Annotated in this window: 13 protein-coding genes; 7 read left to right on the top strand and 6 right to left on the bottom strand. The window is 47.6% G+C overall.

Annotation, left to right across the window (positions count from 1 at the left end; genetic code table 11):
* Positions 1-75: 75 nt before the first annotated feature.
* Complete coding sequence (locus U6B65_04050; GenBank protein ID WRS28313.1) at positions 76-1,440, bottom strand: trypsin-like peptidase domain-containing protein; 1,365 nt, start codon at positions 1,438-1,440, stop codon at positions 76-78.
* A 261-nt stretch (positions 1,441-1,701) separates the two neighbouring features.
* On the opposite strand from U6B65_04050, the gene sfsA reads away from it, so the two are divergent.
* From sfsA to U6B65_04035, 3 genes are all read left to right on the top strand, one after another.
* Positions 1,702-2,394, top strand: coding sequence for a DNA/RNA nuclease SfsA (gene sfsA / locus U6B65_04045; protein ID WRS28312.1), 693 nt, complete (start codon positions 1,702-1,704; stop codon positions 2,392-2,394).
* Between the two features lie 31 nt (positions 2,395-2,425).
* Positions 2,426-3,364 carry a YegS/Rv2252/BmrU family lipid kinase gene (locus U6B65_04040; protein WRS28311.1) on the top strand — a complete coding sequence of 313 codons (939 nt, stop codon included), beginning with the start codon at positions 2,426-2,428 and terminating at the stop codon, positions 3,362-3,364.
* Positions 3,365-3,642: 278 nt separating this feature from the next.
* Positions 3,643-4,395 (top strand): hypothetical protein, encoded by a 753-nt coding sequence (locus U6B65_04035; GenBank protein WRS28310.1) that lies wholly within the window; start codon positions 3,643-3,645, stop codon positions 4,393-4,395.
* Positions 4,396-4,539: 144 nt separating this feature from the next.
* Here the strand turns inward: U6B65_04035 and U6B65_04030 are convergent, their stop codons facing one another.
* The 4 genes from U6B65_04030 to U6B65_04015 form a co-directional block, all read right to left on the bottom strand.
* Entirely contained in the window at positions 4,540-4,686 is a 147-nt protein-coding gene (locus U6B65_04030; protein ID WRS28309.1) for a hypothetical protein, read from the bottom strand.
* Between the two features lie 178 nt (positions 4,687-4,864).
* The gene (gene alsK / locus U6B65_04025; protein WRS28308.1) at positions 4,865-5,785 is read right to left on the bottom strand and encodes an allose kinase; all 921 of its coding nucleotides are present in this window, start codon (positions 5,783-5,785) and stop codon (positions 4,865-4,867) included.
* Positions 5,786-6,069: 284 nt separating this feature from the next.
* Positions 6,070-6,243 (bottom strand): hypothetical protein, encoded by a 174-nt coding sequence (locus U6B65_04020; GenBank protein WRS28307.1) that lies wholly within the window; start codon positions 6,241-6,243, stop codon positions 6,070-6,072.
* A 26-nt stretch (positions 6,244-6,269) separates the two neighbouring features.
* Entirely contained in the window at positions 6,270-6,422 is a 153-nt protein-coding gene (locus U6B65_04015) for a hypothetical protein (protein ID WRS28306.1), read from the bottom strand.
* A gap of 182 nt (positions 6,423-6,604) precedes the next feature.
* On the opposite strand from U6B65_04015, the gene U6B65_04010 reads away from it, so the two are divergent.
* The 4 genes from U6B65_04010 to U6B65_03995 all read left to right on the top strand — a co-directional run bounded on the left by U6B65_04010 (position 6,605) and on the right by U6B65_03995 (position 12,440).
* Positions 6,605-7,444, top strand: a complete 840-nt coding sequence (locus U6B65_04010) for a MerR family transcriptional regulator (protein ID WRS28305.1) — start codon at positions 6,605-6,607, stop codon at positions 7,442-7,444.
* A 115-nt stretch (positions 7,445-7,559) separates the two neighbouring features.
* On the top strand, positions 7,560-8,594 hold the full coding sequence (locus tag U6B65_04005) for a dihydrodipicolinate reductase (GenBank protein WRS28304.1): 1,035 nt from the start codon (positions 7,560-7,562) through the stop codon (positions 8,592-8,594).
* Positions 8,595-8,968: 374 nt separating this feature from the next.
* Positions 8,969-10,612 (top strand): diguanylate cyclase, encoded by a 1,644-nt coding sequence (locus U6B65_04000; GenBank protein WRS28303.1) that lies wholly within the window; start codon positions 8,969-8,971, stop codon positions 10,610-10,612.
* Positions 10,613-11,060: 448 nt separating this feature from the next.
* Positions 11,061-12,440: a solute carrier family 23 protein gene (locus tag U6B65_03995; protein WRS28302.1), complete on the top strand. Its 1,380-nt coding sequence runs from the start codon at positions 11,061-11,063 to the stop codon at positions 12,438-12,440.
* A gap of 73 nt (positions 12,441-12,513) precedes the next feature.
* Here U6B65_03995 and U6B65_03990 read toward each other — a convergent pair whose 3' ends face one another.
* The gene (locus U6B65_03990) at positions 12,514-13,353 is read right to left on the bottom strand and encodes an alpha/beta hydrolase (protein ID WRS28301.1); all 840 of its coding nucleotides are present in this window, start codon (positions 13,351-13,353) and stop codon (positions 12,514-12,516) included.
* Positions 13,354-13,669: the final 316 nt, after the last annotated feature.

Below are 13,669 nucleotides of genomic sequence, written 5' to 3'. Positions count from 1 at the left end.
GGAAACAGCCGTGTTTGTATTTTAAAGCTGCCCCGACAACACAGGGGACTTAGATTGAAAGGACAGCTGGAGAGCTTACATTTTTTCCTTGACAGACTGCGGAACCTGTTCGGTAAGGGCAACTTCTACCGTTATTTCCTGGCCATCTCTGGCAACCACCAGACGAATGGTTTCGCCCGGCTTGTGCTGGCTCAAGGCAGCTCGGACATCGCTGCTCAGGCGGATAGCAGTGTCATCTGCGCTGATAATGCGGTCACCCACCTGTAATCCGTTTTCACGGTTTACAGAGGCAACATATACACCCAGTTCATTGAGGTTATAGGAGGCAGCGGTGCGCAGATCGGCCACATCAACAATGCTGATGCCCATTTCCGGGCGGCCGGTTACATAACCGTTCTGCATAATGTCATCCACAACCTCTTTAACCTGATTGGAGGGGATGGCAAATCCAAGGCCTTCTACATCCACACCGGTGGATTTAGCGTTTACAATACCCACCAGATCGCCGTTTTGATCGAATAAGCCGCCGCCCGAGTTACCGGGGTTCACAGCCGCCGAGGTTTGCAGCAGGTGCATGGTTTCGGTTCCGATGCTGATTTCACGGCCGGTTGCGCTGATAATACCGCTGGTAACCGTTCCGCCCAGCTCGCCCAGTGGGTTGCCGATGGCTACTGCCAGCTGACCTACCTCCAAGGAATCGGAGTTCGCCAAGGTGGCGGCATGCAGACCGGTGGCCTCAATTTTGAGGACAGCCAAATCGGTTTTGGAATCCGTTCCCACTAACGTGGCGTTGTATTCCGTGCCATCCTGTGTGCGAACCAGAATGGAATCGGCCCCATCAATTACATGGTTGTTGGTGATGATAAAACCATCTTCGGTGTAGATTACACCGCTGCCCGCCTGCTGCTCCACATACTGCATAGCGAAGGGATTTTGTGCGGCGGCCTCGGTTGTGATTTCCACCACGGAGCTGGCAGATTTTTTAACGACGGAGGTAACACCAGTTTCTCCGGTGCTCTTATAGGTCGTAGCTGCAACAGAAGGTTCAACTTGGCTCGGGGCGACCGATGCACTTGGTGCAGCACCATTTTGAAGAACCCAATAGGCTGCGCCGCCTCCTGCCGCTCCGGAGAGAAGCATAATGGCCAGTGCAGAAGCAATAATGCGGGGCGCCTTTCTTTTTTTCGGGGTGCCGGCAGTTGTGGGAGGAACAGGAGGCTGCTGTTTCGGGGTGCTGTAGGAGGAATAAGAGGGTTGATACCAGCTCGGGTTGTAATGATAGGGCTGGGAGCTGTAGGAGGAACCGTAGTTAGGCGGAGTATAGGGCTCCTGCGGTGTGTTCTGATTGGCTGAGGTGTCGGGATATATGGGCTGGCCGTATAAGTTGGTGTTATCTTCATAGGAATAGGAGCCATGAAGATTGTTATCGTTGTTGTTCATATTCAAACTCCTTTCTACTTTAAAGAATTAATTTGAGTGAGCATCAGAACATGCTGTCGATTTTTTGATGTGCTTGCTGTCTGATGTTTTACTGTAAGCTTAGTTTAATGGCCCAATGTGATGGCTATATGAAGAACAGGGGAAAACTGGAAGAAGGATACAGGAAAGAAATGCGAAAACACTAAAACATGGCTTGCAAAAAGTGGACTGTCTGTGGCAGAATAGAGCATACAGAGATATTTATGCTAAGGAAAAAATCAAATGGAATACAAAAAAATTAAAAAAGGCAGTTTTTGGGAGCGTCCCAACCGCTTCATTGCCTTGGTGGAGATTGAGGGTACAGTCCAGACCTGCCATGTGAAGAACACCGGGCGCTGCCGGGAGCTTTTGGTACCGGGAGCGGTTGTGTATCTGGAAGGCTCCGATAACCCCAACCGAAAAACAGCTTATTCGATTGTGGCAGTTGAGAAGGGGACAAGGCTGATTAACATGGATAGCCAAGCCCCCAATCAGGTATGGGAGGAGGCTCTGCTGCGGGATTTTTCGCTTACAGGGCTAAAAGACCCATTGGTCAGCCTGCGCCGTGAGGTGAAATACGGTGATTCCCGCTTGGATTTTCTCGCACAGACCGATGCCGGCCCTGTGTATATGGAGGTAAAAGGTGTTACCTTAGAGGAGGATGGAGCGGTATTCTTTCCCGATGCGCCCACCGAGCGGGGTATTAAGCATCTGCATGAGCTGGAACGTGTGGTGGGGGAGGGTGGCAGAGCATTCGCCGTGTTTGTGATCCAGTTGGAGGATGTCGCTTATTTTGCACCCAACGATGCAACGCATCCCGCTTTCGGGAAGGCTTTGTGCCATGCGCAGCAGGCAGGGGTGGGTATACTGGCCTATGACTGCCGTGTAACCCCGGGAAGCTTGCAGATAGGCAAACCGGTGGAAATGCGCTTGTGATTTCTACAGCACAGAAGGAGGAATTGAGCCAATGGCTGACCGTAAGAAGCTGTTTTTTATTTTTAACCCCAAAGCGGGAAAAATGGAGCTTGCCAAAAACCTGTATCCTGTAATCAACTGCTTTGTTGAGGCTGGGTTTGATGTCACTGTGCGGCCCACCCAAAGCCCTCTGGATGCCTTTGAATCGGCAAAGGAACGGGCAGGGGAGTTCGATTACCTGGTCTGCTCCGGTGGGGATGGCACCTTTAGTCAGGTGGTCAGCGGCTTGATGCATTGTCAAAAGCGTCCGGTGCTGGGGTATATTCCCGCCGGAACCACCAACGATTTTGCAGCCAGCCTCGGCTTGCCTAAGGATATAGAGCAGGCGGCGCGGTGTATTGTTTCAGGGCGCAAGACTGCGGTGGATGTGGGCCGTTTTAATGATGATTACTTTTCCTATGTGGCCGCCTTTGGGATTTTCACCGATGTGCCCTACGATACCCCCCAAGAGCTGAAAAACCTGTTTGGCCATGCCGCTTATGTGATGGAAGGAATCAAGCGCCTGACCAATATGCGCACCTACCGCTGTGTTTTGGAGCAAAACGGCCAGCAGGTGGAGCGGGATTACCTTTTGGGCATCATCAGCAACAGTATTTCTTTAGGTGGCTTTCAGGGATTAAGCTCGGAGCGGGTTCAGCTTAACGATGGCGAATTCGAAGCGCTTTTTGTTGCACAGCCTCAGAATCTAAACGATCTGAACCTGATTGTTCAATCCTTTCTCAGAAAGGAAAAGCTTTCGGATTGCCTGCAATTTTTCCGCACCAGCCGGGTGGAAATCGAGCTGTGCGATGAAATCCATTGGACTTTGGACGGAGAATATGGCGGTTCGCCTGAGCATGTGGTGATTCAAAATATGCGGGAGGCTGTGGAGATCATGGTTCCCGATGACAGCACGGAGGTTTTTGGAGGGCTGAAACCTGCCAATGACTGAATTTTACACAATCATTAAAAAACTTGCCGCAATTCCTTTCAATGAAAAGGGAACTGCGGCAAGTTTTTATTTGCAATGTAAAATGGACAAATCCAACAGAAGTTTTACCAGCTTCATTCAGGATTTCTGGCAGATCCTGAGAAGGTTATGACTGAATTGTAAAATTCATCAAATGTAGCAGTGAATAATAAACTTTTAGGCACTATAATACTGAAAGCAAACAAAATTCGTTTGCTAAAAACTCTATGCCGTATCTTCGGCGAAAGGCGTGTAATTTTATGAAAAGACAGCTCACTGCATTGCTGCTGGGCCTGCTTCTGGTCAGTGCAGCCGGTTGTACCACAAAGGATAAAAATGATTCAAGCCTGCCCTCAGAGCCTGCTGGGGCTTCCGAACCGGCAAAAGAAGTGAAGAAGGAAGCAGATGTTTATACCGTTGAGGATGAAAACGTTTCGGTGGAGATCAAGCTGGATGACAAGCAATACGATCTTGAAACAGTCATCCCTTTGGTTGTGGAGATCACAAACAAGAGCGATGAGACGGTTGCTTTTATTCAGGGCTCCGGTTCCAACCTGGTGCCCGACGGCCTGAAAGTCAAATTTGGCGGATTTGCGGGTATGTTCTACCCTGAAATCACCACTATGGATTACCGCACTCAGTTCTTAGAGCCGGGCGAAACCGTCAGTTTTGATCTGCCCTATGCACCGTACATTTATCAGGGCACTGAGGAAAAATCTGCTTTTGGCACTGATAAAGATCTTGATTTCTTCAAAGGCAAAGACTTCCGCCCTGCTGAACCGGGGGTAGTAGAAGGTACTTTGGAGTTCACCTATTCTCTTCAGCCTCAAGAAAGCTCTGAGGCTCCAGAAATAGAGTTGTCTTTGGATTCCAGTGAGCTGTTGAAAGAAGTTGATCCCGCTTCTCTGCCGGATGCTCTTCCTGGTGGCGATGCAGGCACTATACCTCTGCTGGAGGATGCCCAGCAGATCACCATTAAGGGAACCTTCCGCACCACCATTGTGGCTGAATGAGCCGCTAAGCGCCTGAAAGCTGCTAAACCAAGGCTCTAGCACAAAAAACGCTTACCATCTCTTAGGGTGTGGTAAGCGTTTTTTCTTTGGGGGAAAACAAAAGCCGCCCAAATCTTAAAGAAATGAGCGGCCTTAAATATTGTTTTAGTCTTCTTTGACCTGACGATCCAGCACTTTATCCTCAAACACACAGCCGGGGGCGAATTCGGGTGAACAGAAGCCATCGGGATATGGAATGCTCCTAGTCTCATTCTCAGTGGATAAGGATACTTTATTTAATTTCTCAGACATTAGTAAACGCCTCCTTGTTTTGTTAGGATCGGATACCGGGTGGTTATTTTTTCTACGGTATTTCCAATATAGTTATTTCTTATTTAATACTATACTATATTGGTGGGGTTATGTCAAGAGGAAATTTAAATAAAATGCTTGTATATTCGCTTGTTTGCCCATGGGAAACAAATTCACTCTATAAATACTTGGGATTTTCTATTCTTTTAAAGGCGTAGATTCCTGCGCCTATGACCCCATTCTCCTGTCCGGGGGAAGAATAGCGGATCTCCAACCCCTCACTGGGATAAGGCTTGCGGGTATGCCGGTGTATGCACTGTTCCAAATATGCTGTAGGGAAACCCGCCATTTGGGGGATTCCGCCACCCACCACAACATAATCGGGGTCAAAAAGGGTAATTTCGGTGGCAATGGGGAGCGACAGACATTCCACAAAATCCAGCAGAATGGTGCTGTCTCCATGATGCTCAAAAATTTGGCCGATGGGGGTATCGGGAAAGAACTTCTGCCGCAGCTTTTCCAGCCGCATTCCCGAGGCGATGGCTTCCATACAGCCTGTATTGCCACAGCCGCACATTTCATCCAAGCCATAAACCGGAATGTGGCCCAATTCGGCGGCGGCTCCGTTTTTCCCCAGCAGCAGCCTGCCGTTTATGGAAACCGCATTGCCCAAGCCTGTTCCTATGTAAAACCCCAGTACAATGGGAGCGTGTTTCAATCCCTTGTCATGGATATCATGGAGGAGAAGAAAGTTGACATCCCGGTTCACATAAACGGGGACGCCCAGCTCCTTTTCTAAAAGCTCGGCTGCGGGGAGGTTGTTTAGCCCTTTTACGTTGGGGGTGGAGCACACCACACGGCGGCTTCTGTCGATCGTGGAGGGGAACCCAATGGTAACGGCGGCGGGAAGGCAGCCCTCCATAGCTGTATCCAGATACTGCCGGATGCGCCGTGCAATCTGTATGCCGGGGTCGCCCCCTTCTAAAACAGCACAGGTTTTATCCACTGCAAAATCAGAAAGATTCAGATGCTCGTCAAGCAGACCAAACCGCATATAGGTTCCACCGATATCCATTCCCAGCACTTTTTTGCCTTTCATGGCGTTCACCCCAAGCTGACGATTCTTTTGTAGCGTTGTTCTGCCGAATATTTGGGTTTTGCACTTTTATTTTTAGGCCACTATACGTATCATCTTACTTGTTCAAAACAGCAGCGTCAAGCAAAAACAAAGGAGATTTGTATGTTCATACAGCTTCAAAATTGTGAAGCGATTTTTAAGCTGCGTGCTTTGCCTGCAAACACGCAATACAGCACAGCTTAAAACACAAAAAAGGAGCCGAAGCTCCTTTGAGAAAATCGTGTATTGGAGTCGCAGAAATTGCCTTAGAGATCGCCGCGCAGCAGATTATCTGCATAATGGCGGAGGCTTTCAAAGGAGTTGACTCCATCGGCGCGGGTGCTGATTTGCTCCCGGACATTTTCAGGCAGCTTATCAAAAAACTGCTTGGCTTCCGGTTCCTGTGCGAACAGCTGATTCATATCGGGGTAATGCTTCATTTTCGTTTCTCCCTATAGCAGCGAGCTTATTTTTTATCGTCTCCGGGTTTATGGCGGCTGGCGGATTGCTTTTTAGTGTTGCGGCCCTCTCCATCAAGGGCGCTTTCAGCAAATGTGGGGCCGCCCTTGGCCTTTTGCTTGCGAACATTTTTAGGGTCCAGCTGGCTGTTCTTTGCCATAATTTATCACCTCATCACCAGTATTTGCAGAGACAGGCTGTTTATGCAAAAAGAGAGTTCGGCAGTGCCAAACGAAATGAGAGAAGTATTTATGTTTTTTGCAGTAAAACTTTGTTTTTGCAGTCTGAAAACATTGACCTTGCTATAAGCTTTTAATATACTGAAAGGCAGGAGGTGGTTTGATGCAATGGCTGACTATAGGACAAATGGCAAAGCTGAATCAGGTTTCCGAGCAGACACTCAGGCTTTATGACCGGGAAGGTTTGCTCAGCCCCGGTATGCGGGGAGAGGATAATGGTTATCGCTACTACAACATCAAGCAAAGCGCTGTTTTGGATATCATCCAGTATATGAAATCCCTCGGCATGAATCTGCGGGATATCAAGGCTCAGCTTGAAAGCGGAGAATCCGGGTATCTGGAAGGGATTCTCCAGCAGAAGCACAGCCAGATTGATCAGCAGATCAAGGAGCTGAAAATGCAGCGCCGTGCCGTTGAGCGTACACTGGAAAGCTATGAGCGCTACCATGCCGCCCCTCCCGATGGAACCATTGTGCTGGAATACATCGGCAAACGGCAGATGTACTGCGTGGATACCAAATATAATTTTTACGATCAGGGAATAGAAGCCTACGAGCAAATTCTGCGGGAGCTGCGCAGCCGATTGGCGCAGGATCAGCTACCCCAAATCTATTACTGCAATGCCGGAACCATTTTGCGCAAGGAAAACCTGCTGGCGGGCCGCTTTTATTCCACTGAGGTTTTTGTTTTTGTAGACCGGGAATATGTTTCGGAGGATTTTATCACGGTGCAGCCTTCGGGAAATTATCTGTGCATTTACTGCGATAATTTCTATAAGGAAAAGGAATATGCCCGCAAGCTGTTGGAAGAAACGGCAATTTGTGGTTACACTATTTGCGGGGACTATCTTTGCGAAACGGTGGCGGAGCTGCCTTTGATGGGAAGCGGTGAACGGGGAATGTTTCTCAAGCTGCAAATACCCATCAAATTCAACAAAGGATAGTGTTTGTTTTTTATCAATCAAGAGATTGACATTATAGTAACAATAACCCTTACAATGATAGTAGCAGGAGGATTTACATCCTGAAAATATGAATCACAGAAAGAGGGTTGCAGAAATGAATTGCGAAAAGATTCGAGTGGTACAATATGGCTGCGGCAAAATGTCCAAATACACGCTGCGCTATTTGTATGAAAAGGGCGCAGAAATTGTGGGCGCTATCGATGTGAACCCCGAGGTTGTGGGGATGGATATTGGTGACTATGCAGAGCTGGGTGTAAAGCTTGGCGTAAAGATCAGCAACGATGCTGATGCAGTGCTGGATAGCTGCGATGCGGATATTGCAATTCTCACCTTGTTCAGCTTTATGGATGATGTATATCCCCATTTTGAGCGCTGTGTCAGCCGGGGAATCAATGTGGTGACCACCTGTGAAGAGGCGATCTATCCTTGGACTACCGCTTCCGCCATCACCAACAAGCTGGATAAACTGGCCAAGCAAAACAACTGCACCATTGTTGGCTCCGGTATGCAGGATATATACTGGGTCAATATGATTGGCTGTGTGGCCGGTGGTGTTCACCGTATTGACCGCATTGAAGGCGCTGTCAGCTACAATGTGGAAGACTATGGTTTGGCTTTGGCTGAGGCCCATGGAGCCGGTATGACCGCGGATGAGTTTGAAGAAAAGATTGCCCACCCTGTTACCTTGGAGCCTGCCTATGTCTGGAATTCCAACGAAGCTCTCTGCAACAAAATGGGCTGGACCATCAAATCCCAAACCCAAAAATGTGTGCCCTATTTTTATGATAAGGATTTGTATTCCGAGACATTGGGCCGCACCATCCCCAAGGGAGAATGCATCGGCATGAGCGCCGTGGTGACCACCGAAACCTTCCAAGGGCCTGTAATCGAAACCCAGTGCATTGGCAAGGTATACGGCCCCGATGATGGTGATATGTGCGACTGGAAAATCATTGGTGAGCCGGATACAACCTTCTTTGTCACCAAGCCCGCTACAGTTGAGCATACCTGCGCTACCATTGTCAACCGTATCCCCACCATTCTCAATGCCCCTGCGGGCTATATCACGGCTGAAAAGCTGGAGCCGGTGGAATACCTTTCCTACCCTATGCACTTGAGTGTAGAATAGACTCGAAATTTTCACATATATCAAAAATACAGGGGCTGCAGTATTTAAAAACTGTGGCTCCTGTATTTTTGAAAGCATCGTTTTATTCTGAGAGGGATGACGCTGGTTCAAGCTAAAATCTTAAAATGGTTTTCCATTATTCCTAAGATAAAAAGGTATATAAAAGGGTATGATATTCCTTTTTGCTGAGAAATATGGTATATTATAAAGTTAGAAATTCCAATAAATACAAAGTGGTGAGTATATAATTTTATTAAGGTTAGAAAAAGTGCCTTTGATTTAAAATATATGCAATCTTGAGACTGCTTGCGATGCATAGAACTTACTGCATAGTGTTTTACCTCTGAAATTACATAATGGCGAGTGAGACAAGCATGGAAAAACAAAGATTTAAAATTAAATTCTTTCAGGTCATTGTGTTTGTAGTGGTGATCAATGCTGTTTGGCAAATTGGGGGTTATTTTCACAAGGCGCACAGTGGATTTCCTATAGAAGCGTCTTCACAGGAAATAACCAATGTGGAATTTTTTCTGGGGCAATCCAATATGGACATCAGCCAGATTCTACAGGCTGATCCGGTGTGGTTTTCTCCCGAAAGAAAGAGGATCAATCCTGACTATGATTCTACTTGGGTGAAAATTACCTTTGCAGAGAGCCGCCCCTCCAAAGAAAACGCAATTTTTTTAACAAACGAGTTTCTGGAAATAAAAGAGGCATTTTCTCTATCAAACAAAAGAGCTGTGGCAATTCCCATAGGGAATAACCACATTTATTCTTATGCCGAGATGCCGGCAGAGGCGGAGCTTTTATACCTAAGAGTGGGCGATTTGCGCACAAATTATCACATGGCTTTACGCAGCGCTAACAAGCAGGCCTTTTTTCTGAGCCAGAACCGCTTGCTTATTTATCGCACTGGATGCATAGCGGTTATAGCCGTTGTCTTTTTTATGAATCTGGTTCTTTATCGCTTTGATGGTAACAGCGGCTATTCCACCCATGCGCTCCTGCTGCTGATTATGATTTTTGCACTCATTCAGGATTCCGGCCTGCAAAAACTGGTGATTGGATTTAACGATTTCCTTGCGGCATATGTGTGGGGCTTTATGACCAGCATGGCTGCCATGTATATCAACTACAATTATTTTGGCATTCGAACAAAGCTGCCCGGCTGGCCTGCCAGGATTTACAGAATCTTGATCGGCATGCATATCGTCTTTATTTGTGCGGTTAATTTTATCAGAATATCTGCCTTTTCAGATATCGTCACGCTCTTCCTTCTGGTTGTTTGCACAATTGGTTTTATGCTTTCGATTTATGCCTCTAAAAGCAATACAAAAAAACTCCCCCAATATTTCTTTGCCATGGTGGTGCTTACCTTTATGGCAACAGGAGCCTATATTTTGGGCCTTTTTGGTGCTGTACCATGGAATCTGATAACGGCCAATTCGATTTATCTGCTTTGGGCCACGGAGGCCGCTAGCCTGACAATTGTTATTTTCAACGAGCTGAATGAAAATAAAAAGATGGTTCAAAGGCTTAAAAACGAGGCAACCACCGATCCGTTAACCGGTCTTTTCAACCGCAATTATTTTGAAAAGGTGATTATCAGTAAAATATCGGCACTGGAAGAGAATACACAAAATCTTTCGCTTTTGCTGATCGATATTGACCACTTTAAGGATGTGAACGACACCTTTGGTCACAACATGGGGGATGCGGTGCTGAAAGAGCTTTCTGTACTTATGGCCAGAACCATACGGCATCAGGATGAGCTGATCCGTTGGGGAGGAGAGGAATTCATCGTTGTCACGTATGAGGCGGACTTTGCACAGGCCACGAAATATGCAGAAAGCATTCGAAAGACAATCGATGAGCACAATTTTCAGTATACCCAGAAGGTAACTGTCAGTATCGGCGTAGCCGAAAAGCTGTATGGTGAAGCTATAGACAGCTGGATTAAAAGAGCCGATGATTCACTTTACAGAGCAAAAAACAATGGCAGAAACAGAGTTTCCTAGATAGAAAAAAGAGGCACCAATGAGTAGCCTTCCGTTTTAGTTAAAAGGGGGCAACATTGGTCTGCAAAAAAAATCGGCGAATTTTGCAAGTTTTTCTGGACAAAGTGCAAAATATGCTTTATAGTATTAAGGATAAAATTTTTATCCGGTATAGCCACGCCGGCAAGGCACGCAGTGTATCCAAACGCTTTTTGAGGGTATCAAGCGGAACTTGCCGGCTTTACGCAAGCCCTTTTGGAAGCCTTCATAAACAAGATTATGACGCATTGCGGCAGTGAGAAGCTCTCTGTATGCCTGCGGAAAAGAGTGTGAATTAAGTTTGAGCCTATATACAACCGGATGCCTTTGAGGGCATCGGCAGGCCTTGCCTGCACCTTCAAGAGCAGAAGCCTGCTTTTAAGGCGATTGATTAAAATAGAATCAAAAAATTACAAGGAGTTGCAAACAAATGAACAAGCAAAAAATTGGCTATCTACCCGACGAAAGGCCGCCCGCAGGGAAGCTCCTGCTGTATGCACTGCAGCAGGTGGTTGTAATGTTCCCCGCGACCATCACCGTGGCACTGATTACGGGGTTCCAGGTTTCCACCACCATTTTTGCAAGCGGCCTTGCCACCCTTTGCTTTGCTTTCATCACAGGAAAGAAGCTGCCCCTGTATTATGGCTCTAGCTTTGCTTATCTTTCCGCCATTTCGGGTCTGGTAGCTGCTGAGGGGTTTGCAACCACCAACGGGATTTTGCCCACTGAGGCAATAAGGATTGCGCAGTTCGGCATTATCATGTCCGGCCTTGTATCGGTTGCAGCCGGCCTTTTGGTCCGCTGGGCGGGCCGTGATGCAGTAGAAAGCATTTTGCCTCCTTGTGTAACCGGTCCTGTCGCTATGATTATCGGCCTTACCCTTGCCGGCAATGCGCTGGCGGATGCGGCTCCTGCCGGAGAACAGAGCCAATTGGTTTGGCTGGTTTCTCTCGCGACCTTTTTTTCCACTGTGCTGTTTTCCCGATACCTTAAAGGCTTTCTGGGGCAGCTCCCTCTGCTGCTCGGTGCGGGAGTTGGGTGCCTGGTAGCAGTAGCCCTTTATATGATTGGCGGCGAGGGCTACAATCTTTTCCGTGCTCTGCCTCCAGAAGCGCTGGCAGCCTCTACCTGGAAAATGGGAGACGGTTCCTTCTTCGCTTTGCCTGCCTTCTCTTTTCCCAAAGTATCTTGGGCAGCTGTTGCGGCCATTATGCCCATCGCCATTGCCACCATCCCGGAATCCACCGCTCATGTATACCAGCTTGATATTTATGTGAACGATGTGGCGAAGGAAAAAGGCGTAAAGAAAAAATACGACATGGTTTCCATGCTGGATAAGAACCTGATCGGTGACGGCTTGTGCGATATGGTTGCCGGTGTTATTGGTGGCCCTGCTGGCACAAACTACGGTGAAAACATCAGCACCATGGCGATTACCCGGGTGTTCAGCGTGCCTGTATTGATGGTTTCTGCCATCATGGCTATGGTTATGGCTTGCTTTACCCCTCTTATCCGTGTGATTTACGGCATTCCTCTGGCTGTTATCGGTGGGCTGGAAATATACCTGTTTGGTGCCATTGCCGCACAGGGTGTTGCTATTCTGATTGATAAGAAGTGCGATATGTTCTCCTCCAAGAACATTGCGGTTATTGCCAGTGTAATGGTGCTTGGCCTTGGTATTCACTATACCTTTGGCGGAACCATTAACTTCTTCGGAATGGGCATTCCTGCGGTTGCAGGTGCTGCAATTTTCGGTATCCTGCTCAACCTATTGCTTTCCATTGGCGATAAAAAAATCAAAAAAGCCTAAGACATATTTCAAAAGGCCCCATGGTGTTCATCCGAACACCAGGGGGCCTTTTCGTACCCTGACTGTTATAAGTTTAACGGTATTTTTCAATAAAGCGGATACTGTTTTCCACCAGAAGCTTCCAACCGGCCTCTTCAATGGGAAAGTGCCCCGCTTCTTTTAAAATGTGCAGTTCTTTTTCACCTGCCAGCTTATCATAAAATAGCTTGCTTAGGGATAAATCGGTCCAGCGGTCCTCCTGCGGATGCAAGAGAGCAAAGGGTAAAGAGAACTGCTCCGGTTCTTGTATGATTTCCGGGTTGAGCATTGTATTCAAAAAGGCCAGCGAAACCCATGCTCCCGAAGCCCTTTTATCCGCCATAAGCAAGCGGGCAAGCTCCGGGCTGTTGACAATAGCCTTCATATTGGCAACCCATTTCATGGGGATTTTAATATTGGGGAAAATTCTAGCGATGATTGAAGCAGCAGGAAGCAGCTTGACCAGCAGGGGGTGGGAAGAGGTCTTTTCGGTAATCTCCCTTTGCCTTTGATCTAAGATACAAGTAGCCAAAACACCGCATACAGAGGGCACGTTACAGGCTATTTGATAAGCGAGAAGCCCCCCTGCGCTCAATCCGAACAGGAACACACGCTTGCCTCTTTTGATAAGATGCTCGGCAATTTCTGTACCGGCTGTAACCCAAGAGTTATATGTAACAGTGCCAGTGCACTGGGTGTAACCGTAAAGGGGCAAATCAGGGCAGATGACCTCATAGCCGCTGGCGTGTAAGGGCACGGCCAGAAAGGAGAGCAGGCGCCCATTTCCACCAACGCCGTGGAATAGAACAAAGGTTGCTTTGGGTTCTGTTTGCCCATAGGTATCCAGATGAATCCGGCTCCCATCGCTGAGCTGGATAAAACTCTCTGTTGGCATAACTTTTGTGGTCAACCTGCCCGGTATGGGTAGAAATTTTTGCATGGTTTTCCATGTGCAGTCGTTGGTGTACAAACTATTCCGCTCCTTGTCATCTCTTTTCCCGATCGGCATGATTGCCCACAGCCGCAGGCCGGGCATAAAAACGGGACGTATAATAAACGCTTTGCGGTTATTAGACCATGAACGCAGTGAATGGTCTAATTGCGCATCTAGGGCGGCAGCGAACACAGTGAGCGAATCGCCCTGCGCATAAGGCAGTATAATAAGCGCTTTGCGGTTATTATACCATAAAAGCGAAGCATTATGGTATAAT

It is taken from the genome of Oscillospiraceae bacterium MB08-C2-2, assembly GCA_035621215.1.
Classification (GTDB): domain Bacteria; phylum Bacillota; class Clostridia; order Oscillospirales; family Ruminococcaceae; genus WRAV01.
Note: the sequence above shows the minus strand (reverse complement) of the source record. Positions and strands in the feature narration are given on the sequence as shown.

Excerpts from the sequence above, each read along its gene's own strand:
- U6B65_04010 (WRS28305.1), top strand. The coding sequence starts at position 6,605 with ATGCAATGGCTGACTATAGGACAAATGGCAAAGCTGAATCAGGTTTCC.
- U6B65_04005 (WRS28304.1), top strand. The coding sequence starts at position 7,560 with ATGAATTGCGAAAAGATTCGAGTGGTACAATATGGCTGCGGCAAAATG.
- U6B65_04015 (WRS28306.1), bottom strand. The coding sequence starts at position 6,422 with ATGGCAAAGAACAGCCAGCTGGACCCTAAAAATGTTCGCAAGCAAAAG.
- U6B65_03990 (WRS28301.1), bottom strand. The coding sequence starts at position 13,353 with ATGCCAACAGAGAGTTTTATCCAGCTCAGCGATGGGAGCCGGATTCAT.
- U6B65_04000 (WRS28303.1), top strand. The coding sequence starts at position 8,969 with ATGGAAAAACAAAGATTTAAAATTAAATTCTTTCAGGTCATTGTGTTT.
- U6B65_04035 (WRS28310.1), top strand. The coding sequence starts at position 3,643 with ATGAAAAGACAGCTCACTGCATTGCTGCTGGGCCTGCTTCTGGTCAGT.
- sfsA (WRS28312.1), top strand. The coding sequence starts at position 1,702 with ATGGAATACAAAAAAATTAAAAAAGGCAGTTTTTGGGAGCGTCCCAAC.
- U6B65_04050 (WRS28313.1), bottom strand. The coding sequence starts at position 1,440 with ATGAACAACAACGATAACAATCTTCATGGCTCCTATTCCTATGAAGAT.
- U6B65_04030 (WRS28309.1), bottom strand. The coding sequence starts at position 4,686 with ATGTCTGAGAAATTAAATAAAGTATCCTTATCCACTGAGAATGAGACT.
- U6B65_04040 (WRS28311.1), top strand. The coding sequence starts at position 2,426 with ATGGCTGACCGTAAGAAGCTGTTTTTTATTTTTAACCCCAAAGCGGGA.
- alsK (WRS28308.1), bottom strand. The coding sequence starts at position 5,785 with ATGAAAGGCAAAAAAGTGCTGGGAATGGATATCGGTGGAACCTATATG.
- U6B65_03995 (WRS28302.1), top strand. The coding sequence starts at position 11,061 with ATGAACAAGCAAAAAATTGGCTATCTACCCGACGAAAGGCCGCCCGCA.
- U6B65_04020 (WRS28307.1), bottom strand. The coding sequence starts at position 6,243 with ATGAAGCATTACCCCGATATGAATCAGCTGTTCGCACAGGAACCGGAA.